At 69.7% G+C, this 21,439-nt stretch carries 20 protein-coding genes; 9 read left to right on the plus strand and 11 right to left on the minus strand.

Features of this window, described 5'->3' with window-relative positions; genetic code table 11:
- The first annotated feature begins 207 nt into the window (after nt 1–207).
- Entirely contained in the window at nt 208–552 is a 345-nt protein-coding gene (locus ACWEFB_RS36480; protein ID WP_452292813.1) for a hypothetical protein, read from the plus strand.
- Between the two features lie 75 nt (nt 553–627).
- On the opposite strand, the gene ACWEFB_RS36485 is transcribed toward ACWEFB_RS36480, so the two are convergent.
- Both ACWEFB_RS36485 and ACWEFB_RS36490 read right to left on the minus strand, forming a co-directional pair.
- Nucleotides 628–1,089: a nitroreductase/quinone reductase family protein gene (locus ACWEFB_RS36485; RefSeq protein WP_452292814.1), complete on the minus strand. Its 462-nt coding sequence runs from the start codon at nt 1,087–1,089 to the stop codon at nt 628–630.
- Nucleotides 1,086–1,547: a VOC family protein gene (locus tag ACWEFB_RS36490; protein WP_452292815.1), complete on the minus strand. Its 462-nt coding sequence runs from the start codon at nt 1,545–1,547 to the stop codon at nt 1,086–1,088. The genes ACWEFB_RS36485 and ACWEFB_RS36490 overlap by 4 nt, the downstream gene beginning before the upstream one ends.
- Before the next feature lie 92 nt (nt 1,548–1,639).
- On the opposite strand from ACWEFB_RS36490, the gene ACWEFB_RS36495 reads away from it, so the two are divergent.
- Entirely contained in the window at nt 1,640–2,413 is a 774-nt protein-coding gene (locus tag ACWEFB_RS36495) for a TetR/AcrR family transcriptional regulator (protein ID WP_452292816.1), read from the plus strand.
- A gap of 278 nt (nt 2,414–2,691) precedes the next feature.
- Entirely contained in the window at nt 2,692–3,318 is a 627-nt protein-coding gene (locus ACWEFB_RS36500) for a hypothetical protein (RefSeq protein WP_452292817.1), read from the plus strand.
- Nucleotides 3,319–3,404: 86 nt separating this feature from the next.
- On the opposite strand, the gene ACWEFB_RS36505 is transcribed toward ACWEFB_RS36500, so the two are convergent.
- Complete coding sequence (locus ACWEFB_RS36505) at nt 3,405–4,091, minus strand: alpha/beta fold hydrolase (protein WP_452292818.1); 687 nt, start codon at nt 4,089–4,091, stop codon at nt 3,405–3,407.
- A 41-nt stretch (nt 4,092–4,132) separates the two neighbouring features.
- Nucleotides 4,133–4,798: a lysophospholipid acyltransferase family protein gene (locus tag ACWEFB_RS36510; RefSeq protein WP_326556089.1), complete on the minus strand. Its 666-nt coding sequence runs from the start codon at nt 4,796–4,798 to the stop codon at nt 4,133–4,135.
- Nucleotides 4,799–4,897: 99 nt separating this feature from the next.
- On the opposite strand from ACWEFB_RS36510, the gene ACWEFB_RS36515 reads away from it, so the two are divergent.
- Complete coding sequence (locus tag ACWEFB_RS36515; protein WP_452292819.1) at nt 4,898–5,566, plus strand: TetR/AcrR family transcriptional regulator; 669 nt, start codon at nt 4,898–4,900, stop codon at nt 5,564–5,566.
- A 408-nt stretch (nt 5,567–5,974) separates the two neighbouring features.
- Complete coding sequence (locus ACWEFB_RS36520) at nt 5,975–6,580, plus strand: hypothetical protein (protein ID WP_452292836.1); 606 nt, start codon at nt 5,975–5,977, stop codon at nt 6,578–6,580.
- Between the two features lie 76 nt (nt 6,581–6,656).
- On the opposite strand, the gene treZ is transcribed toward ACWEFB_RS36520, so the two are convergent.
- The 4 genes from treZ to ACWEFB_RS36540 all read right to left on the minus strand — a co-directional run bounded on the left by treZ (nt 6,657) and on the right by ACWEFB_RS36540 (nt 13,989).
- Nucleotides 6,657–8,390: a malto-oligosyltrehalose trehalohydrolase gene (treZ, locus tag ACWEFB_RS36525; protein WP_452292820.1), complete on the minus strand. Its 1,734-nt coding sequence runs from the start codon at nt 8,388–8,390 to the stop codon at nt 6,657–6,659.
- Entirely contained in the window at nt 8,387–10,696 is a 2,310-nt protein-coding gene (gene treY / locus ACWEFB_RS36530) for a malto-oligosyltrehalose synthase (RefSeq protein WP_452292821.1), read from the minus strand. The genes treZ and treY overlap by 4 nt, the downstream gene beginning before the upstream one ends.
- Before the next feature lies 1 nt (nt 10,697).
- Complete coding sequence (glgX, locus tag ACWEFB_RS36535) at nt 10,698–12,815, minus strand: glycogen debranching protein GlgX (protein WP_452292822.1); 2,118 nt, start codon at nt 12,813–12,815, stop codon at nt 10,698–10,700.
- Nucleotides 12,816–12,948: 133 nt separating this feature from the next.
- A complete protein-coding gene (locus ACWEFB_RS36540) occupies nt 12,949–13,989 on the minus strand; it encodes a sigma-70 family RNA polymerase sigma factor (protein ID WP_452292837.1) in 1,041 nt (346 codons plus the stop codon).
- A gap of 82 nt (nt 13,990–14,071) precedes the next feature.
- On the opposite strand from ACWEFB_RS36540, the gene ACWEFB_RS36545 reads away from it, so the two are divergent.
- A complete protein-coding gene (locus ACWEFB_RS36545) occupies nt 14,072–14,434 on the plus strand; it encodes a VOC family protein (protein WP_452292823.1) in 363 nt (120 codons plus the stop codon).
- Between the two features lie 2 nt (nt 14,435–14,436).
- Entirely contained in the window at nt 14,437–15,057 is a 621-nt protein-coding gene (locus tag ACWEFB_RS36550) for a DinB family protein (protein ID WP_452292838.1), read from the plus strand.
- Nucleotides 15,058–15,313: 256 nt separating this feature from the next.
- Here ACWEFB_RS36550 and ACWEFB_RS36555 read toward each other — a convergent pair whose 3' ends face one another.
- From ACWEFB_RS36555 to ACWEFB_RS36565, 3 genes are read right to left on the minus strand one after another with little or no spacing between them, the layout of a single operon-like run.
- Nucleotides 15,314–15,730, minus strand: coding sequence for a hypothetical protein (locus ACWEFB_RS36555; protein ID WP_452292824.1), 417 nt, complete (start codon nt 15,728–15,730; stop codon nt 15,314–15,316).
- Nucleotides 15,731–15,761: 31 nt separating this feature from the next.
- Nucleotides 15,762–17,066 carry an MFS transporter gene (locus tag ACWEFB_RS36560; protein WP_452292825.1) on the minus strand — a complete coding sequence of 435 codons (1,305 nt, stop codon included), beginning with the start codon at nt 17,064–17,066 and terminating at the stop codon, nt 15,762–15,764.
- A gap of 60 nt (nt 17,067–17,126) precedes the next feature.
- Entirely contained in the window at nt 17,127–17,783 is a 657-nt protein-coding gene (locus ACWEFB_RS36565; protein ID WP_452292826.1) for a hypothetical protein, read from the minus strand.
- 380 nt (nt 17,784–18,163) lie between these two features.
- On the opposite strand from ACWEFB_RS36565, the gene ACWEFB_RS36570 reads away from it, so the two are divergent.
- Nucleotides 18,164–20,077, plus strand: a complete 1,914-nt coding sequence (locus tag ACWEFB_RS36570) for a sigma-70 family RNA polymerase sigma factor (protein ID WP_452292827.1) — start codon at nt 18,164–18,166, stop codon at nt 20,075–20,077.
- A gap of 289 nt (nt 20,078–20,366) precedes the next feature.
- Nucleotides 20,367–21,410: a glycoside hydrolase family protein gene (locus ACWEFB_RS36575; RefSeq protein WP_326556102.1), complete on the plus strand. Its 1,044-nt coding sequence runs from the start codon at nt 20,367–20,369 to the stop codon at nt 21,408–21,410.
- Nucleotides 21,411–21,439: the final 29 nt, after the last annotated feature.

Here is a 21,439-nt window from a genome sequence, read left to right on the forward strand (position 1 = left end):
CCAGGCCGCGCACATCGTGCAGGACGTCTGGACCAAGTAAGCAACAAGCCGATGGCCGGGTCCCCGAAGTTTGGGGACCCGGCCATCGGCGTCTGCGACGTTGGCGGGACTCCTCCGACGGGGGACGGGATTCAGCCCGTAATGATCTTGTCGAGGTCTCCGTCGGCCCCTAGGGTGCAGTTGATCAAAAACCACCGCGGGGGAATCATGTTTGACGCGTACACCTTCCTGCTCATGCTCAGTGGGCTGCTGCTCATCGCCATCGGTGCGACGTTCGGCGGCCAGAGCATCGGGTCCCGCCTGCTGAGTGTCGCGGTCGGTATCGGGTTCTTCGGCTACGGCTTCTACCTGGAGTTCCTGTTCGAGGGCGGGACCTACCGGGTCTTCTTCTTCGCCTTCGTCTTCCCAGTGCTGCTCACCATCCGCGCGATCAAGGAGCGGCAGGAGGCCCGAGCCACCCAGGCTGCCCAAGCTGCGCAGGCCGCCAGGCTGGCCGCCGAGCGCGACCAGCCGGGGTACGTGCCGCAGGAGGTTCCGCAGGAAGGTCGCTGACCGCTCCTGCGGAGACTCGGCAGTCCGAACCCGCAATGTCCTGAGAGGGGCCATCCCAACGCGGACGGCCCCTCTTCAGATCTTCGCGCGGCTCAGCCGAACCACCGGGATGTCGCGCGGCGTACCTTGCTGGTACGTGTCCCAGCGGGCGAACACCTCCGTCAGGTGTGGCCACACACGAGCCTTCTCTTCGGGTGACAGTCTCTCGGCGTACGCGGGGAAGCGCTCTGTCCCTACCCGGAGCCGTACCTCGGGGTTCTCCTCCAGGCATCGAACCCAAAGCGGATCGGTGTCCTTGCCGCTGTTGGAGGCCACGACCAGGTACGACTCCGCGTCCCGTCCGTAGATCAGGACCGTGCGGTGCCAGGCGCCACTGCGCCGCCCCCGGTAGTCCAGGAGCAGGCACGGCGATCCGTGGATGGTGGTCGCCCGGGTTCCACCCGACTCCTCGTACGCCCGTGCCTGCTTGGCCACCCACTCGACCGGGCTGATCCGTACCGCCTCGTCTGACTGGGAGGCGATGGGGGGCTGGCTCATGCGACCGGGAACCAGTTCGCCCGTACGGCGGCGAAGCCGTCCTCGGGTATCCCGTCGGCCAGTGGTTGGGAGAACTCCCAGACGTAGCCGTACGGATCGATGCACTCGAAGACGCGATCACCCCACGCCTCGTCCATCGGTTCGGTGGTGATGGTGCAGCCGGAGGTCCGGCAGTAGTCGTAGCTCGCCTCGAGGTCGTCGACGCCGAGCCCGATGGCGACGCCGAGCCCCCGTGGTCCGACCTGGGTCTGGCGTTCCCGTTCGCTGTCGGGGAAGGGCATGCCCACCAGGGCGTCGACGATCAGGTGCACCTCTCCGCGCTGGAGGATCGTCATCACCGGACGGCCGGTCGGGTCCGGCACGGTACCCACCTCGTCGAACCCGAAGCCGCGGTAGAACCGTGCGGCTCGCTCGACGTCGGCGACCCGCAGGCCCACCCGGAATGTTGCTGCGACCATGCGACGCTCCTCTCTCCCCGCAACCCAACGAGTTTGGGTACGTCGTACGCAAACTTATTTGGGTACGGTATACGCAAACAAGGGAGATGTCCATGGCTACTGCCCCCCAGGAGCGGTCGAACCTGGTACGGACCTTCGAGTTGCTGTGGAACCTGCGGGAGCACTCGGGCCTGGGCCGCAAGGCCGGGCTCACCGTCGACCAGATCACCTCGGCCGCGATCGAGGTCGCCGACGCCGAGGGCCTGGACAGCTTCTCGATGCGAGCGGTCGCGGACCGGCTCGGTGTCGGGGCGATGTCGCTCTACCGGCACGTACCCGGCAAGGAGGAACTGCTCGACATCATGGTCGACCGGGTCTGCGCCGAGGTCCGCTACGACAACGAGAGCCCCGCGAGCCCCGACGACTGGCGTACGCGCCTGGAACACATCGCCCGATCCAACCGCGCGATGATCGAGCGTCACCCGTGGCTGTTGCGACTCTTCCCGCGACGGCCACCGCAGGGACCGGGCGTGCTCGCGAAGTACGAGGCGGAACTGCGAGCCGTCGAGGGGATCGGTCTGACCGACGTCGAGATGGATTCCGCGCTCGCCCTGCTCCTCGGCTACGTCCGGGACGCCACCGCCGGCGTACTGGAGTGGAAAACGGTGTCGGAGCGGACCGGGCAGAGCGATGACGAGTGGTGGAGGACCATCGGCCCGCTGCTGGATCGGGTGCTCGTCAGCGAGCGCTATCCCCTCGCGATGCGCGTGGGCACCGCAGCCAGCGAACACTACAAGGGCGTCCATGACCCGGAGTACACCTACGAATTCGGCCTACAACGCGTACTCGACGGCATCGAGGCGTTCGTACGCACCGGGCGCCAATAGGGATCCCCCCGACGCGAGCGTCAATCTCCCGGCCTCCATCCGAACGGTTGGGGCCCGTGTCGGGTGTGCGAGGTTTTTGGGCTTGATCAACTCTCGTCGGGGGGCCGTTCGCGGAATGCCGGCGGGCCCGGGACGGTTATACATCGCGTACGACCGGAGCAGCGCCGGGGTTGAGTTCTCGCCTCGTGCAGCCTGTGGCCTCGTACTTCTTTCCCCGAGCGCCAGCGCCTCCCCCTATAGGCGCGCGTCGGGTACCCCCGATTGGAAGGTGAACCATCGTGAAGACGACTTTCACCGCTGTTACCAAGACTTCGTTTGTTCGTAGGACCGCTCTGGGTGTTGCCAGTCTGGCGTTTGTTGGTGGTGCGGTTGCGGGTCCTGTGGGTCACGCGTTCGCGTCCCCGGCCGAGCACACCGCTCCGGCGATGACCACGGTCGCGCAGGTCACGGCCGACAAGCCGGCCATGGACAAGCTCATCCCGCACGGCACGCAGGGTGCGCAGTCCAGCATTGATCTGAGCAAGGATCAGCTTGCTAACGCCAAGGCCATTACGGAGACGGCGAAGAAGTTGGGTATGGGTGAGCGTGGTGCCGTGATCGCGGTTGCTACCTCGATGCAGGAGTCGAAGCTGGAGAACCTGGGTCATCTGGGTGACATGAACGACCACGACTCGCTGGGCCTGTTCCAGCAGCGCCCGTCGTCGGGTTGGGGTACGCCGGAGCAGATCACGGATCCGACCTACGCCTCGACCGCCTTCCTGAGCAACCTGAAGCAGGTTGATGGTTGGCAGGATATGCCGTTGACGGATGCGGCGCAGAAGGTTCAGGTGTCGGCGTTCCCGGATGCGTACGCGCAGTGGGAGAACCAGGCCGCGCACATCGTGCAGGACGTCTGGACCAAGTAAGCAAGTAAGCAGATAGGAACAGCGAAACGGAAGGCCGGGTCCCCGTCACGGGGGCCCGGCTTTTCGCGTACCCGGAAGTTTTGGGGTCAGGGCGTATCCAGAAAGGCCCGGACCTCGGCGCTGAACTGCGCCGGTCGGGTGGCATGGACCTGGTGTCCGGCCGGGATGGTGACCAGCCGACCGGCCGGAAGCCGCTCGGCCATGGCCGCGATCTGCTCCTGCGGCAGGTGGCTGGTCGGTCCACCGGCGATGACGAGGGTCGGCGCGACGATCCGCGACAGGGCCGCCGCCCAACTCGGGTCGGGCGCGTTGAGCTGGGTGATGACCGCCGGGCGCACCGCCCAGTCGTAGGGCACCGGCTGGTCCGGGCGTTGTGGCATGGTCAGGCCCAGTGGGATCGGCGGCGGTGTCTCCTCCAGCACCAACGCCTCGACCCGATCGGGATGTGCGGCGGCGAAGAGGTACGCCACCACACCGCCGAGCGAGTGCCCGACCAGCGTCACCCGGTCGAGGCCCAGACCCTGGAGGAATCCGAGCAGGTCATCGCGCATCAGCTCGACCGAGTACCGGCCGGGTTGGTCACTGCGCCCGTGGCCGCGCAGGTCGAGCGTGTAGACCCGCCACCGGTCGGCGAAGTCGCTCGACACCTCGTCCCAGGTCGACCCGTCCCCGCCCCCGCCGTGCAACAACACCATCGGCGGGGAGCCGAGTTCTCCGATGACGCGGTAGCCAAGGTGTACGTTGCCGACGTCGAGGAGCCGATGGTCAGTCACGCCCGGAGGCTAGCAACGCACGGGTTCCAGCGCTGGCCGGATCACACCCGGCTCGGGTCGTTGTAACCGGGGGCGTACTCCTGGCCGGAGAGCGCGCCGATGGCCTGGACGATCTCGTCGGTCGCCCGGCGTCGGTCGGACGCCGACGTCGCCTCGCCGTAGTCGGGGCCGAAGTGCAGTGGTGTGCCGAACCGGATCGTCACCCGGCTGAGCCTCAGCAGCTTCTTGCCGACCGGCTGGATCCGTTCGGTGCCCTTGAGGGCAACCGGTACGACGGGTGCCCGTGCGGTCAGCGCCAGCCACCCCACACCGACCCGGCCACGGTAGAGCCGGCCGTCGACGGAACGGGTGCCTTCGGGGTAGATCCCGAAGGCGTCACCGGCGCCGAGCACCTCCAACGCCGCGTCGAGTGACGCCTGTGCGGCGCGGTTGGCCCCGCGCTGCACCGGTACGGAGCCGATCGTGAGGAAGAACCAGCGGACCACCCGTCCCTTGAGTCCTCGACCGTGGAAGTACTCCGCCTTGGTCAGGAACACCACGCGCCTGGGTGCCATCAGCGGGATGATGATGCTGTCGAAGAACGACAGATGGTTGCTGGCGAGGATCACCGGTCCCTGGGCGGGTACGTTCGACCGGCCCTCGATGACGGGCCGGAAGAAGAGTCGGACCAGTGGAATCAGCAGCAGTCTGGCGATCCGGTAGAGCACGCAGGCTCCCATCAACGGCGTGGCGGACGGTGGTGTCAGGGACTATAGCGTCCGAACGGTCGTACGCTAAAGGGGTCGCTGATCGCTATAGTGAGCGCCGTGAGCCCGCGTCGATCCAGCACCGAAGCCGGTCGAACCCGCGCCGCGATCCTGGCCCGTGGCGTGGCGGTCGCCTCGGTCGAGGGCCTGGAAGGACTCACCATCGGTCGGCTCGCGACCGACCTCGGGCTGAGCAAGTCCGGGCTGCTGGGCCACTTCGGCTCCAAGGAGTCCCTCCAGTTGGCGGTCGTCGACACGGCCGCGGAAATCTTCTTCCGCGAGACAGCCGACCACGCCAGCGGTGCCGCACCGGGGTTGCCACGTCTGCGTGCCATGTGCGAGGCGTGGATCTCCCACCTGGAGCGCGAGGTGTTTCCGGGAGGCTGCTTCTTCACCGCCGCCGCCAGCGAGTACGACGACCGCAACGGTCCCGTACGCGACGCCGTCGCCGGGCTCGTCGGGCTGTGGGAACGCGACCTGCGTCTGCACGTACGCCTGGCGGTGGAGGCGGGTGATCTGCCCGCCGGGACCGACCCGGACCAGGTGGTGTTCGAACTGGTCGGTCAGATGCTCGCCCTCAACCACGCCCTCCGGCTGCACCGGGACCGGGGCGGCTTCGCCCGTGCCCGCCGCGCGATGGCCCGGCTGCTCGGTCAACCCGAAGCCACCATCGCCGCGCCCTCGCCCGATTCGGCGCATCCCGGCCGCACGCCGGTCGCCTCCGCCTGACGGCCCGATACGTCCCAGCCACCCCAGGACTCCGCCCCGAACCCCACCCCCGGCGCCCCGGGACCCGCCCCCCGAAACCTCGCACCGCACACTTTCAGTGAACGAGTGGTTATGTCGTCGTGGATAGCCACTCTTTCTCTACATGAGGGTTGACGCCTGCGTCGGGCGTCGGGGGTGCGAGGTTTTTGGGCTTGATCAACTCGGTTCCGGGGGCCGTTCGCGGAATGCCGGCGGGCCCGGGGCGGTTATACATCGCGTACGACCGGAGCAGCGCCGGGGTTGAGTTCTCGCCTCGTGCAGCCTGTGGCCTCGTACTTCTTTCCCCGAGCGCCAGCGCCTCCCCCTATAGGCGCGCGTCGGGTACCCCCGAATGGAAGGTGAACCATCGTGAAGACGACTTTCACCGGTATTACTGAGACTTCGTTTGTTCGTAAGACCGCTCTGGGTGTTGCCAGCCTCGCGTTTGTCGGTGGCGCTGTTGCGGGTCCTGTGGGTCACGCGTTCGCGTCCCCGGCCGAGCACACCGCCCCGGCGATGACCACGGTCGCGCAGGTCACGGCCGACAAGCCGGGTATGGACAAGCTGATCCCGCACGGTACTCAGGGTGCGCAGTCGAGCATTGACCTGAGCAAGGAGCAGACCGACAACGCCAAGGCGATTGTCGAGACGGCGAAGAAGCTGGGTATGGGTGAGCGTGGTGCCGTGATCGCGGTTGCTACCTCGATGCAGGAGTCGAAGCTGGAGAACCTGGGTCACCTCGGTGACATGAACGACCACGACTCGCTGGGCCTGTTCCAGCAGCGACCCAGCTCGGGTTGGGGTACGCCGGAGCAGATCACCGACCCCACCTACGCCTCGACCATGTTCCTGAAGGGTCTGAAGCAGGTTGATGGTTGGCAGGACATGCCGTTGACCGATGCGGCGCAGAAGGTTCAGGTGTCGGCGTTCCCGGATGCGTACGCGCAGTGGGAGAACCAGGCCGCGCACATCGTGCAGGACGTCTGGACCAAGTAAGCAGATAGGAACAGCGAAACGGAAGCCGGGTCCCCGTCACGGGGGCCCGGCTTTTCGCGTACCCGGAAGTGGTAAGTCAGACCGCGACGATGACGGCGGACTCCGGTGGAAGCTCGACCCCGTTGCGGGTCACGATCGCCCCCGGACCGGTGGCCAGCAGGACCGTGCGCACCACACTGGCGAGGTCGATCCGTTGCGACTTGCCGGCCAGGTTCGCCGCGACCACAGACCGGCCCCGGCGGACCACCACGAACCGGTCGCCGTACCGTACGTCGACCCGGTCCAGCCGGGGGTCGGACAGGTCGGGGCGGCTGCGGCGCAGCGCGATCAGCCGACGGTAGAAGTCGAGCATCTCCCGGTGTTCCGGCTTGTCCAACTCGGCCCAGTCGAGCCGGGACCGGGCGAAGGTCTGCGGGTCCTGCGGGTCCGGCACCTCACCGTCGGACCAGCCGTGGGCGGCGAACTCCTGGCGGCGGCCGGTCGCCACGGCGGCGGCCAACTCCGGCTCCGGATGGCTGGTGAAGAACTGCCACGGTGTGCTCGCCGCCCACTCCTCGCCCATGAAGAGCATCGGTGTGAACGGGGCGGTGAGCAGCAGGGTGGCGCCGACCCGTTGCAGGCCGGGGGAGAGCGACGCGGAGAGCCGGTCCCCGGTGGCCCGGTTGCCGATCTGGTCGTGGTTCTGGAGGTACGCGACGAACCGGTGACCCGGCGTCCGGTGCCGGTCGACCGGGCGGCCGTGACTGCGCCCCCGGAAACTCGACCAACCACCGGCGTGGAAGAACGCCCCGGTGAGTACGTCGGCCACCGACTCCAGCGAACCGAAGTCGGCGTAGTAGCCCTGTTCCTCACCGGTGAGCAGGGTGTGCAGCGCGTGGTGAGCGTCGTCGTTCCACTGCGCGTGCAGGCCGAACCCGCCCGCCTCCCGAGGAGTGATCAGCCGGGGATCGTTCAGGTCCGACTCCGCGATCAGCGACAGCGGTCGGCCGACGTGGGTGGAGAGCGCCTCGACCTCGGTCGCCAACTCCTCCAGCAGCGGAATCGCCCGCTGGTCACGCAGGGCGTGTACGGCGTCCAGGCGCAGTCCGTCGAGGTGGTAGTCGCGCAGCCACATGATGACGCTGTCGACGATGTAGCGGCGTACCTCGTCGGAGTGGGGGCCGTCGAGGTTGACCGAGCGCCCCCAGGTGTTGCTCGTCTCGGCCAGGTACGGGCCGAACAGCGGTGCGTACGCCCCCGAGGGGCCGAAGTGGTTGTAGACGACGTCGAGGATCACCCCCAGGCCACGGGCGTGGGCCGCGTCGACCAGCCGTTTCAGTCCGTCCGGGCCGCCGTACCCGTGGTGCGGGGCGAACCAGCAGACACCGTCGTACCCCCAGTTGTGCTCGCCGTTGAAGGCGTTCACCGGGAGCAGTTCGATCAGGTCGACCCCGAGTTCGACCAGGTGGTCCAGCTTCTCGATGGCGGAGTCGAAGGTCCCCTCCGGGGTGAAGGTGCCGACGTGCAGCTCGTACAGGACCCCGCCGGGCAGTTGCCGTCCGGTCCACCGCTGGTCCGACCACGCGTACGCAGAGTGGTCGTAGACCCGGCTGCACCCGTGCACCCCCTCGGGCTGCCAGGCCGACCGTGGATCGGGCAGCGCCCGGTTGTCGTCGTCGAGCACGTACGCGTAGTCGGTGCCCGGTCCGGCGGTCGGTACGTCGACCCGCCACCAGCCGTCCGGGTCGGCCACCATCTCGTGGTCACCGGCTCCGACCAGGCGCAGACGTACGCGGACCGCTTCCGGTGCCCAGACCGTGAACTCGGTCATGATGTCTCCACGGGCTCGCTTCGGGTGAGCAGTGCCACCGGGTAGTCGGCCAACAGTTCGGCCAGGAGGACCCGCCCGCCACTGTAGACGCGGCCGGTGAACAGCTCGGTCACATGATTAACGGACGGTGACAACCAGGTGCCGCCCCACCCGCCGCGCCGGGCCAGGCCCACCGGCAACCGGGTGGCGACCGCGATCACCCCGCCCCGGTCGAACGCGACCGCGTGTTCGGCGGCCGGGCCGTGCACCGGCACCGGGCGGTAACCGGTGAAGAGTTCGGGCCGGTCCCGGCGCAGCCGCAGGGTACGGGAGACGACCATCAGCTTCGCCGCGCCGCTGGCGTCGACCGGTGGCCGCCAGCCGGCGTCGAGCCGGTCCAGCAGTTCCCGCCGTACGGCGAAGTCGACCGGGCGCCGGTTGTCCGGGTCGACCAGGGAGTTCTCCCACAACTCGGTGCCCTGGTAGGTGTCCGGCACCCCCGGCATGGCGAGCTGCACCAGTTTCTGGCCGAGCGAGTTGGACCAGCCCGCAAGGGTGATCCGGTCCACGAAACCGGTGATCCCGGCGTGCAGGTCGGGGTCGTCGTACATCCGGTCGACCAGGGCGTGCAGGGCGTTCTCGAAGACCGGGTCCGGGTCGGACCAGCTCGTCGAGGCCGCCGCCTCCCGTGCCGCCTTCTCGGCGTACGCGTGCAGCCGGTCCCGGTCGATCGGCCAGGCACCGACCGCGGTCTGCCACAGCAGGTGCGCCAGACTCGGGTCGGGCAGCGGTTCGCGGGCCATCCAGTCGCGTACCTGCCGGGCCCAGTCGCGGGGAACCTCGGCGAGTACGGCCAACCGGGCCCGGACGTCCTCCCCGCGTTTCGTGTCATGGGTGGAGAGCGTGGTCATGCCCGCCGGCCAGTGCGCCTGGCGGTCGGTGGCCGCCCGGTGGAACTCCGCCGGTGGCACCCCGAACTGGGCCGGGCTGCCGCCGACCTCGTTGAGCGCCACGAACCGGGTCCACCGGTAGTACGCGGTGTCCTCCACACCCTTCGCCATCACCGCCCCGGTGAACTGCGGGAACCGCAGGGCCAACTCGTCGTCGGGGTCGCGCAGGTGGGCGGTGATCGCGTCCAGGGTGGTGGTCAGGTCGGGGCGACGCCGCCCGGCCTCGGACCGGGCCATCGCCAGGTGCCGGGCACCGTGCGGCGGGTAGCCCCGGTAGACGGGGAAACACGCGGCCAGCTCCGCGAGCGCGGCCCGGGCGGACTCCCGTGGGACCTCCGGCACCAGCAGGGCCAGCCGGTTCAGCTCGGCGGCGAGCAACGTGGTGGCGACCACCCGCTTGCACCGGTGCATCAGCGACGGCCACGAGGTGGGGCGGCCGGTGAGGGTGGTGTCCAGGACGGTGAAGTCGCCGGCCGCCGCCGGGTCGACGAACAGGCCGCAGATCGCGGCGAGGGACTCGTACCCGGTGGTGCCGTCGACCGGCCAGTCCGGCAGCTCCTCGCCGTACTCCAGGATCTTCTCCACCACGAGCCAGGCGTCCGGCGCGGCGGCCCGGAGCCGGTCGAGGTATCCGGCGGGGTCGCGCAGGCCGTCGGGGTGGTCGACCCGGATGCCGTCGACGTCGCCCTCGGCGACCCAGCGCAGGATCTCGGCGTGGGTGGCGGCGAACACCTCCGGGTCCTCGACCCGCAACCCGGCCAGGTCGGAGACGGCGAAGAACCGCCGGTACCCGAGTTCGTTGTCGCCGCGTCGCCAGGAGACCAGCTCGTAGTGCTGCCGGTCGTGGACCTCGCGCGGGGTGCCGCCGGCGGTGCCGTCGGCGATCGGGTAGCGGTGTTCGTGGTAGCGCAGCTCGCCGTCGGCGAGCTTCAGGTCGGCGAGCGCGTCCGGGGTGTCGGCGAGGACCGGGAGCAGCAGCCGGGGCCGCGACCAGTCGATGTCGAACCATTTCGCGTACGCCGACGCGCGTCCCCGACGCAGCACGTCCCACCAGGCCGGATTCGCCACCGGTACGGCGACCCCGGCGTGGTTCGGCACGATGTCCACGACCAGGCCGAGCCCGGCTTCGCGCAGCGCCTGCACGAGTCGCCGCCGACCGGCCTCGCCGCCGAGTTCCGGGTTGACCGCGCGCGGGTCGACCACGTCGTAACCGTGGGCGGAGCCGGGGGAGGCGGTCAGCAGGGGCGCGCTGTAGAGGTGGGTGACGCCGAGGTCGGCGAGGTAGCCGGCGAGACCGGCGGTGGCGTCCAGGTCGAATCCGGGGCGGACCTGCACCCGGTAGGTCGCCGTGATCCGGGGGTACGCGCCCGTCGGCATGTCACACCATCCTCTCCAGCGCTACCAGGCATCGGTCGGGCACCCGTACGGTTCCGCCGGTGTCGATCACCGTCGGTTCGTCGGGGTCGGGTTCGGCGGTGCTGACGACGCGTTCCCACTTCTGCCCGAACTCCCCGCCGGGCAGGATGAAGTCCAGTGCGGCGTCGTGTGCGTTGAACAGCAGCAGGAACGAGCTGTCGTGGTGCCGCTGGCCGTACTGGCCGCGTTCGCGGATGCCGTCGCCGTTGACGAACAGGGCGATCGCCCGGCCGAAGTCGTTGCCCCAGTCCTCGCCGGTCATCTCCCGCCCGTCCGGGGTGTACCAGGCCAGGTCGGGGATGTCGGCGTCGGCGGAACGGGTGCGTACCGGCAGGCCGGTGAAGAAACGCCGCCGGTGGAAGACCTGGTGGCGGGCTCGGAACGCGGACAGCGTACGGACGAAGTCCAGTAGCTGTTCGTCGACGTTCTCCCAGTCGACCCAGGCCAGCTCGTTGTCCTGGCAGTAGGCGTTGTTGTTGCCGTGCTGGGTCCGGCCCAGCTCGTCGCCGTGCCCGATCATCGGTACGCCCTGCGAGAGCATCAGGGTGGCGAGGAAGTTGCGCCGTTGCCGTGCCCGTAGGGCGAGCACCCCGCTGTCGTCGGTCGGCCCCTCCACCCCGCAGTTCCAGGACCGGTTGTGTCCCTCCCCGTCCCGGTTCTCCTCCCCGTTGGCGTCGTTGTGCTTGTCGTTGTACGACACCAGGTCGTTCAGCGTGAAGCCGTCGTGGCAGGTGACGAAGTTGATGCTGTGGAACGGCCGGCGACCGTCGTCCTGGTAGAGGTCGGCGGAGCCGGAGATGCGGGACGCGAACTCGGACAGGGTGGCCGGCTCGCCGCGCCAGAAGTCCCGGACGGTGTCCCGGTACTTGCCGTTCCACTCGGTCCAGACCGGGGGGAAGTTGCCCACCTGGTAACCGCCGGGGCCGACGTCCCACGGCTCGGCGATCAGCTTCACCCGGCTCACCACCGGGTCCTGCTGGACCACCTCGAAGAAGGTGGAGAGGCGGTCGACGTCGTAGAACTCCCGGGCCAGGGTCGCGGCCAGGTCGAACCGGAACCCGTCGACGTGCATCTCCTGCACCCAGTACCGCAGCGAATCCATGATCAGTTGGAGCGAGTGCGGGCTGCGTACGTTGAGGCTGTTCCCGGTGCCGGTGTAGTCGACGTAGTACCGCCGGTCCTCCTCCGAGAGCCGGTAGTACGACGGGTTGTCCACGCCCTTGAAGGAGAGCGTCGGGCCGAGGTGGTTGCCCTCGGCGGTGTGGTTGTAGACCACGTCGAGGATCACCTCGATGTTGGCCGCGTGCAGCGCCTTCACCATGCCCCGGAACTCCTGCACCTGCTGGCCGAGCCGGCCCATCGCCGAGTAGCCGTGGTGCGGGGCGAAGAACCCGATGGTGTTGTAGCCCCAGTAGTTGCGCAGCCCCAGGTCGGACAGGCGGTGGTCGTGCACGAACTCGTGCACCGGCATCAGCTCGATCGCGGTCACCCCGAGCCGGGTCAGGTGCTCGATGATCGCCGGGTGGGCGATCCCGGCGTACGTGCCGCGAAGCTCCTCCGGGACCTCCGGGTGCCGCCGGGTCAGCCCGCGTACGTGCGCCTCGTAGATCAACGAGTGGTGGTACGGCGTACGCGGGGGCTTGTCGTTGCCCCAGTCGAAGTACGGGTTGACCACCACGGCCTTCGGCATGAACGGCGCCGAGTCGGTCTCCGACATCCGGTCCGGGTCGGCGAGGTCGTAGTCGTAGACCGCCGGGTCCCAGGTCACCTCACCGTCGACGGCTTTCGCGTACGGGTCGAGCAGCAGCTTGTTCGGGTTGCACCGGACCCCGTTCGCCTGGTCGTACGGTCCGTGCACCCGGAAGCCGTAACGCTGCCCCGGCTGCACCCCCGGCAGGTACGCGTGCCAGACGTACGCGTCGACCTCCTGGAGCTTGACCCGCCGCTCGGCCCCGAGGTCCCACTCGTCGAAGAGGCAGAGTTCGACCGACTCGGCGACCTCCGAGAAGATCGCGAAGTTCGTACCCGTGCCGTCGTAGGTCGCTCCCAGCGGATACGGTTCGCCCGGCCAGACCTGCATGCTGCTCCTTTGCCCCACGGTCAACGAGGCGACGGGCAGCGGTAGCCCGGCGCGCACGCGGGTAATGCCCAGCCGCCGTCCGCGCCAATCCACCCGTTCGCAACACGTGCGGTGAGGAAGCCCTCGCCCCGGGTCAGGGTAGCGAGGCGGGCAGCCCGAAGGACGCGAACTCCTCGGGACTGAGGAACGAGGTGATCTCGGCGATCTGTTCGCCGCGCAGCGTCAGCACGTTGATCCCCCAGGCCAGGTGCGTGGCGGTCGCGCTCTCGCCGACGTAGAACCCCACCGCGGGCTGGCCGTTCGCGCTGGTCGTCAGGTACCGCCAACTCGGGCACCGGGTCAGCGGGACCTCCACGGCGAAGTCCATCACCGCGTCGACGCCGTGGTACCAGTGCTCCAGCGGCGGCATCGACCAGGTGACGTCCTTGGTCAACAGGGCGACCAGGGCATCGGCGTCGCCGCGTTCCATCGCGGTGCAGAAAGCGCCGACGATCTCCCGCAGGCGCCCGTCGTCGATCTCCCGCAGGGTCTGCTGCTGGCTCGGACCGGGAACCTTCTCGGCGACGATCCGGCGGGCCCGTTGCAGGGCGCTGTTCACCGAGGCGATGGTGGTGTCCATCATGGCGGCGATCTCGGCGGCGGAGAAGCCGAGCACCTCGAAGAGCAGGAGTGCCGCCCGCTGGTTGCCGGGCAGGTGTTGCAGGGCGGCGACGAAGGCGAGTTCGACGGCCTCGCGCTGCTCGTAGCGTGCGTCCGGGGCGGCCGGTCCGGTGCCCAGGCCCGCGTCCGGGTACGGGCCGAGCCAGGCGATCTCGGTCAGCGGCCGAGCCAGTACCGCATGGTCGCTGGACGGCCCGAGGTCGACGGGCATCGCTCGCCTGCCGCGGGTCTCGACCACATCCAGGCACGTACGGGTGGCCACGGTGTAGAGCCAGGAGCGCAGCGAGCTGCGGCCCTCGAACCGGTCGAGCCCCCGCCACGCCCGCAGCAGGGCGTCTTGGAGGGCGTCGTCGGCGTCGTGGGTCGAGCCGAGCATCCGGTAGCAGTGGGCGTGCAGTTCCCGGCGCAACGGCTGCACCAGGCGGGTGAACGCGGCGTCGTCCCCGCCGCGCGCCCGGTCCAGGTCGTGGTCGGAGGCATCCTGCACGCCCGGGTCCGGGATCGACCGAGAAATGTCGCTCACAACCGATGATTCTGCCCCACCACGGCGGTCTTCCTTATCGACCGAGCAGTAACAGGCACAACATAAGGACATCATGTCTCAGAACGGACAGAACTTGTCGCCCGTGTGGTTCGACATCTCCACCCCCGACGGCCCGCGAGCGCGCCGTTTCTACCAGGACATGTTCGGCTGGCCGGTGAACGTCCTGGACGAGACCTACGCCCTGGTGGGCGGGGAGGGTGGCCCACCGGCGGGTGGGATCGGCCAGGCCGGCCCCGACAGCCCGTACACCGGGATCGTGGTCTACTTCCGGGTCGAGGACGTTGACGCCGCGCTCGCGCGGGCCGAGAAACTCGGCGGCACCAGGACCCTGGACCCGGTCACCGTGCCGGGGCAGGGGCGGATGGCCGTGTTCAGCGACCTCGACGGCAACCCCGTCGGACTGCTGGGGCCGTGACGATGACCGCCGACGCCAAAGAGGATCTTCACCGCTATCTGCGGGAGGCTCGCGAGGACCTGGTCTGGAAGGTGGAAGGGCTTTCCGAACACGACCTCCGCCGGCCGCTGACGCCGACCGGGACCAACCTGTTGGGGCTGGTCAAACACCTGACCACGGTCGAGTTGCTGTACTTCGGATTCGCGTTCGGCCGGAACTTCGCCGAATTTGTGCCCTGGTACCGGCCGGACCTGGGGCCCGACGGGCTTCCCCCCAACACGGACATGTGGGCCACCGCCGACGAGTCCCGCGAGTACGTCGTGGAGCTGTACCAGCGGGTCTGGAAGCACTCGGACGCGACGATCGAGGAACTGGCGTTGGACGCGACCGGGCACGTGTTGTGGTGGCCCGAGCCGGAGAGCCGGGCGACGCTGCACCGGGTCCTGGCCCACGTGATCGCCGAGGTGCACCGGCACGTCGGACACGCCGACATCGTCCGCGAGTTGGTCGACGGTGCGGTCGGACTGCGGCGGGACGACGGTTTCCTGCCACCGGTCGACGAGGCGTGGTGGGAGGACTACCGGAACCGGCTGACGCTGGTGGCGGAGCAGGCGCGGGTGGCGGAGCAGGCCGACCGGAACTGAGCCGTACCGGTGGGTGCGCGGTCGATTCGGGGAGGCCGGTGTCGCGGGCCCCGGCCCGGACCATGGCAGTGATCGGGGGTGGTCCGGCCCGGGCTCGGTACGCCCGTCTCCCGGGTCGGCCGACCGGCGCCCGGCCGGATGGTCAACCGGCAGGTCGGGCGGCATCCAGGTCGGTCCGTACCTCGACCGTGGTCGGGTGGTCCGTGCCGAGGATCCGCTCGCACCGGGCCAGGGTGCGCTCGTAGCGGGCCACCGGTCACGCCGGGGCCGCGCCGAAGGTGTTGGTCTGGGTGTTGCCGTCGCCGACCTGGACGCCCTGTGAGCCGGTGACGGTGACGGCGTACTTGGCGGTGCCGGGAACTCCGGCGTCGGCGAGCAGCCGGCCGATCTCGGCCGCCAGCTCCGGGTCGCCGGCCAGCACCTTCTCCACCTGGGCCCGTACGGCCGCCTGGGAGTCCTCGTCGTCCGGGTGCTCACCGAGGTCGGTGACGGCCGCCTCGATCGCCGGTCGGGACTCCTCCCGCCCGAGCAGTCGGGCGAGCAGGCGCCGGCCCACGTCGACGGTGGAGTTCGTCGCCTCGTCCTGGAGCCGCTGGAGCACCGCGCCCCCGTACGCCCCCGCCACCGCGCCCAGGTACGGAAACGCCTGGCTCACCAACACGCCGATATCCACTGTGGGTCACTCCTCCGGTAGCCGGCCGTGGTTAACGGTGTACCACGTCCGCCACACCCCTGTCGGTCCCGACTGCCGGGTCGGCGGGGGACGGGGCCAGGGTCGGGGTGTCGTAGCGGCGGGTCAGCGCCCAGCCGCCGACGAGCGACGTGCCGAGCGCGGACACGCCGAGCGGGATCCGGTAGTCGAGCAGGGCCAGCAGCCCGGCCCCGGTCAGCAGGGTGAGCGAGGTCGGGGCGAAGACGAGGGAGTTGGCGGTGGCGGCGACCCGGCCGAGCAGGGCGTGCGGGGTCTGCCGCTGGACCGCGGTCATCGCCGCGATCACCGTCCACGGCAGACCGGCACCCATCAGTACGGCGCTGACCAGCACCGCCGGGGTCCACGGCAGGCAGCGCAGGGCCGTACCGGCGGTGAGCAGCAGGGCGCCCCAGCCGGCGAGCGGCAGTTCGCCGTACCGGGTGAGGAGGCGGCCGGCGAGCAGACCGCCGGCGATCGACCCGGCGCCCTGCACCGAGGCGAGCACTCCGAGGAAGGCGACCGGCCGGTGCAGGCCGTCGTCGACCACCGCGTACTGCACGGCGGTGCCGAGGCCGGCCATCAGCATGCTGACCGTGGCGACCTGTACCACCGCGCGCAGTGGTCGACGCGACCGGAGGAAGCCGAATCCGGTGCGGAAGCCGCCCTGCCGGTCGTGTCCGGCGGCCGATCGCTCGTGTCCGGCGGCTGGATGGTGGTGCCCGGCCGCGGAGGGGGATCCTCCTGGCGGGGCGGGCGCGAGGGTGGTGCGGACGGCGGCGTAGAGGCCGGCGGCGACGGCCAGCAGGGTCGCGGTCAGCACCGCGACCGCCGGGCCGCCGAACCGGGTGAACAGGGCGGCGCCGACCAGCGGGGCGATCAGTTTGGTGCCCTCCTGGGCGGTCATCCGCAGCCCGTTGACCTCGCCGAGCTGTTCGTCGGGCAGGGCGGCCGGCAGGACCGCCGCCTCACCCGCGTCCAGCAGGACGTAGCTGACGCCGTAGCCGAGCATCACCGTGTAGAGCAGCCAGAGCTGGTCGGGGGAGCGGACCGCGAGCAGCAGCAGGAGCAACCCGGCCAGGGTCAGGCTGGTCCAGATCAGCAGGGGTCGGCGGGGCAACCGGTCGACCAGGGCACCGAGCACCGGTCCGGCCAGGCTCGGCGCGAACACGCACGCACCGGCGACGGCGGCCAGGCTGGCCGAGCCGGTCAGGTCCATCGCCCACAGCCCGGCGGCGAGCGACATCGCCGTACCGGCGAAACCGGCGACCAGGGAGACGCCGACAAAGAGGAACGTGTTGCGGTCCCGGAGCACTCCCACCGTGATACCCCCAGGCTTGAGTCAAGTGGGCTCAATCCTGGACGGGGTGCGGTCGGGGTGTCAAGACGGGTAGTCTCGCCCCGCCTCGGTCGGCGGCAGCGGTCGGGCGGCGTCGGCGGCCCGACGCAGCCGGTCGAGGGTCAGCCGCAGCGGTTCCGGCAGTGGTCGTGACGGCGGGACCGCGGGCGCGGCGGTCATCGCGTCGAGATCGGCGATCACCTCGATGACCAGCGCATACAGGGCGCCCGGGGCAGCCGTACGGGCCACCTCGATGCTGGTACGGGCCAACGCCGCGCGCGGGTGCCGGGCATCCCAGTCGGGATCGGCGTCGACCTGCCGGTACGCGTTGACAACGGCCGTACGGAGGAGCCGGATGACCACCCCGTACGTGTTGTCAACAGTACGTTGACGTTGCAGCGCGCCCCGTACCTGGACCGGGTCACGCCCGGCCTCGCCCCGCAGCCGCAACCAGCGCTGCTCGGCCGCCTGTCGCGAAGCGAGGCCCAGCGCGGCGGCGATCCGGGCCCAACTCGTCCTTCGGTCCCGCGCCGACTCGATCAGCTCGCGTTCGATCCGATCCAGGTCCCCGCGTACGCCGTCCAGCAGTGCCAGGGCCTCCAGCACCTGCTCCGGGCTCGGGTCCGTGGCGTCGGCGGTGGTCGCCAGGATCCGGTGGTCGCGCAGCGACCGGCTGGGCCGCTCACCGGGATGTCCCATGCCCGAGATGCTCCGGCCGGCTGCCCCGAATGTCAACGGATCGTTGTCACTGGTGCCGGGGTTGACAGGCTGTCAGCCGGGTGCCTAGCCTGCGCCCACCAGCCGTACCCATGGGTCCTGACCTGCGCCGCCGACCGCCGGTGGCTCAACCTGTGGGTCTTGACCTGCGCCGACAGCCGGCGGGGTGAACCGGTGGCGGTGAAACCGTCTCGTCTCCGGTGAAATTGTGGAGGTTTCCGTAATCGGCCAGGCCCGCACCGGTCTCCTGACACGGAGAGGTCGGACGTAGTCCGGCCCGCCGCGCCCCGTGGCTCGGGCGCATCGCGACAATCGGGCGGGCTACCGCACGCGCGGTCACGATCGAAGGGGAGTGAGACACCATGTCCGGAGTCGGTCGGGGCGTACCCGATACCGGAATGGTCATCGCGGCCCAGCGCGGCAACCCGCACGCCCTCGACGACCTGGTGGCGGACTCCCTGCCGCTGGTCTACAACATCGTCGGCCGCGCGCTGCGCGGTCATGTCGACGTCGACGACGTGGTACAGGAGACCCTGGTACGGGTCGTGCGGCACCTGTCCGACCTGCGCGACCCGGAGGCGTTCCGGCCCTGGCTGGTGGCGATCACCATCCGGCAGATCCGCAACTGGGAACAGCACCGCCGGACCGCCCTGATCCGCGACGCCGGGGTCGAGGCGATCCACGAGGTGCCCGATCCGGCGGCCGACTTCGCCGAGGTGACCATCCTCCGGCTCGGCCTCACCGACCAGCGTCGCGAGGTGGCCGAGGCGACCCGCTGGCTCGACTCCGACGACCAGGAACTGCTCTCCCTGTGGTGGCTGGAGGAGACCGGCGAACTCGACCGGGCAGACCTCGCCGCCGCGCTCGGGTTGAGCGCCAGCCACGCCGCCGTACGGATCCACCGGATGAAGGAGCAGATCCAGACCGCCCGTACGGTCGTCCGGGCGCTGCGCGGTCGCCCCGGCTGCAACGACCTGCGCGTGATGACGTCGGGCTGGAACGGCACCCCCACCCCGCTGTGGCGCAAGCGCCTGGCCCGGCACGTACGCGACTGCCTGGTCTGCGGCCGTTACCGCGAGGACTTCCTCCCCATCGACCGGCTGCTCGCCGGGTTGCCGCTGCTCCCGCTGCCGGCCAGCTTCGGCGACCAGGCCGCCGCTGCCGCCGCCCACGCGGGTGCCGCGACCCCGCACCTCGCCGCGACGACCCCCCAGGTCGACGTGGCGAGCGGCGGCACGTCGTGGACACCCGACCCGTCCGTCGTCGACCACTCCGGCTGGCTGGGCCACCTCTTCGCCGGCGGGGTAGGCAAGGTGATGGTCGCCGCCGCCACCGTGGCCACCCTGGTTGCCGGGGCGCTGGTGGTGACCAAGGTGACCGGATCGCCGCCGTCGTCCGCGGCACCACCGGCGGCCGAGGCCAGCGTGGCACCGCCCAGTCCCACCGCGAGCGCGCTCACGCCGACACCGAGCGTGTCGCCGAAGGCGACTCCGACCGCCAAGCCGAGCAGCAAGGCGCCGGCCGCCGGGCCGGCGGTGTCGTCGGCGAAGAAGGGTGTCGCGGTCTGGGACTTCAACGGTGCGAGTCAGGCCCTGGCCAACTCGAAGGCGAGTTGGTACTACACCTGGAACACCGGACATCCGGGAATCACCACCCCGAGCGGGGTGCAGTTCGTGCCGATGATCCGGGACTCGAAGAGTGTGACGGCCGCCGAGCTTGCCCGCGCGAAGGCCGCCGGCCCGTACCTGCTCGCTTTCAACGAGCCGGACCTGGCGGAGCAGGCGAACATGACCCCGGAGGCGGCGCTCGACCTGTGGCCGCAGTTGGTCGCGACCGGCGCCACGTTGGGTAGTCCGTCGGTCGCCTGGGGTGGTGCGGACGCGGGTGGTTGGCTCGACCGGTTCATGTCGGGAGCGAAGGCACGGGGTCTGCGGGTCGATTTCATCGCCCTGCACTGGTACGGCGGTGACTTCAACACCACCAATGCGGTGAACCAGCTCAAGCAGTATCTGACGGCGGTCCACAACCGGTACAAGGTGCCGATCTGGCTGACCGAGTTCGCGTTGATGAACTTTGTCAACGGTGGTCAGCGTTTTCCGACGCAGGAGCAGCAGGCCGCGTTTGTCACCGCCTCTGCGAAGATGCTCGCCGGGCTGTCGTTCGTGCACCGGTACGCCTGGTTCGGGCTGCCGGCGACGGACAAGGACCAGTCCGGACTGTTCCGTACGGGCACCGAGGCGACCGCTGTCGGCCGCGCATTCCAGGCCGCCGGCTGAACCGACCCGGCGCAGCCCACGGGGGGCACGCACTACTACTCCGGGCGCATCACGGGTGCGCTCGCGGATGATTGCCGGTGACAATTGTGTAAGCCGGTTATTCGTTGCCGTGTCCACTTGCCGTCTGCTCGGGTGACTCGGACCGGAGCTGCGGATTACGGATTTAAGACGAAAATAAAAGACCCGGCCCGGGGCTCAGAGTTAAGTGAAAGATAAGGGATCCGAGTCGAGTTCGTCGAGGCTTTCCACGTACTGTTTCCGGCGGACAGAGAAAGGTGTGTGCCCCCGTATGACGTCACGACCCATCCTCGGAAAGCTCCGACCCGTCACCGCGGTTCTGCTGCTCAGTGCGGTGCTGTTCAGCGGTTGCAACAACGCGCCGGTCGTACCCGGAGCTTCGGGTCCGTCGGCCTCGACGTCCGCCTCGTCGTCGACCGGCTCGGGCCCCGCTGGCCCGGCGTCGCCGTCCGGCCTGCCGGGTTCGCCCTCCGCGACCGCGGGTACGTCACCCACCCCGTCGACCGGAAGTACGCCCCCGAAGGCGACCCCGACCGGCAAGCCGAGCACCCAGGCGCCCCCGGCCGGACCGGGTGTCTCGTCGGCGAAGAAGGGTGTGGCGGTCTGGGACTTCAACGGTGCGAGTCAGGCCCTGGCCAACTCGAAGGCGAGTTGGTACTACACCTGGAACACCGGGCACTCGGGCATCACCACTCCGGGTGGGGTGCAGTTCGTGCCGATGCTCTGGGGCGCGAAGAGCGTCACCCCCGGCGAACTCGCCAAGGCGAAGGCCGCCGGCCCGTACCTGCTCGGGTTCAACGAGCCGGACCTGGCCGAGCAGTCGAACATGACCCCGGAGGCGGCGCTCGACCTGTGGCCGCAGTTGGTCGCGACCGGCGCCACGCTGGGCAGCCCGGCCGTCGCCTGGGGTGGTGCGGACGCGGGCGGTTGGCTCGACCGGTTCATGTCGGGGGCCAAGGCGCGGGGCCTGCGGGTCGACTTCATCGCCCTGCACTGGTACGGCGGCGACTTCAACACCACCAACGCCGTCAACCAGCTCAAGCAGTACCTCACCGCGGTCTACAACCGGTACAAGGTACCGATCTGGCTGACCGAGTTCGCGTTGATGAACTTCGTCAACGGTGGTCAGCGTTTCCCGACCCAGGAGCAGCAGGCCGCGTTTGTCACCGCGTCCACGAAGATGCTCGCCGGCCTGCCCTTCCTCCAGCGCTACGCCTGGTTCGGGCTGCCGGCCACGGACAAGGACCAGTCCGGACTGTTCCGTACCGGCACCGAGGCGACCGCCGTCGGCCGCGCCTTCCAGGCCGCCGGCTGAGTCGAGTACAAGCGGGTCGAGTACAACGC

Source organism: Micromonospora sp. NPDC004704 (assembly GCF_053601675.1).

What these genes read in the sequence shown, in the direction of transcription:
- ACWEFB_RS36480 (WP_452292813.1), top strand. Translation starts at nt 208, where the DNA reads ATGTTTGACGCGTACACCTTCCTGCTCATGCTCAGTGGGCTGCTGCTC.
- ACWEFB_RS36565 (WP_452292826.1), bottom strand. Translation starts at nt 17,783, where the DNA reads ATGGGACATCCCGGTGAGCGGCCCAGCCGGTCGCTGCGCGACCACCGG.
- ACWEFB_RS36570 (WP_452292827.1), top strand. Translation starts at nt 18,164, where the DNA reads ATGTCCGGAGTCGGTCGGGGCGTACCCGATACCGGAATGGTCATCGCG.
- ACWEFB_RS36575 (WP_326556102.1), top strand. Translation starts at nt 20,367, where the DNA reads ATGACGTCACGACCCATCCTCGGAAAGCTCCGACCCGTCACCGCGGTT.
- ACWEFB_RS36550 (WP_452292838.1), top strand. Translation starts at nt 14,437, where the DNA reads ATGACCGCCGACGCCAAAGAGGATCTTCACCGCTATCTGCGGGAGGCT.
- ACWEFB_RS36490 (WP_452292815.1), bottom strand. Translation starts at nt 1,547, where the DNA reads ATGGTCGCAGCAACATTCCGGGTGGGCCTGCGGGTCGCCGACGTCGAG.
- treY (WP_452292821.1), bottom strand. Translation starts at nt 10,696, where the DNA reads ATGCCGACGGGCGCGTACCCCCGGATCACGGCGACCTACCGGGTGCAG.
- ACWEFB_RS36495 (WP_452292816.1), top strand. Translation starts at nt 1,640, where the DNA reads ATGGCTACTGCCCCCCAGGAGCGGTCGAACCTGGTACGGACCTTCGAG.
- ACWEFB_RS36545 (WP_452292823.1), top strand. Translation starts at nt 14,072, where the DNA reads ATGTCTCAGAACGGACAGAACTTGTCGCCCGTGTGGTTCGACATCTCC.
- glgX (WP_452292822.1), bottom strand. Translation starts at nt 12,815, where the DNA reads ATGCAGGTCTGGCCGGGCGAACCGTATCCGCTGGGAGCGACCTACGAC.
- treZ (WP_452292820.1), bottom strand. Translation starts at nt 8,390, where the DNA reads ATGACCGAGTTCACGGTCTGGGCACCGGAAGCGGTCCGCGTACGTCTG.
- ACWEFB_RS36485 (WP_452292814.1), bottom strand. Translation starts at nt 1,089, where the DNA reads ATGAGCCAGCCCCCCATCGCCTCCCAGTCAGACGAGGCGGTACGGATC.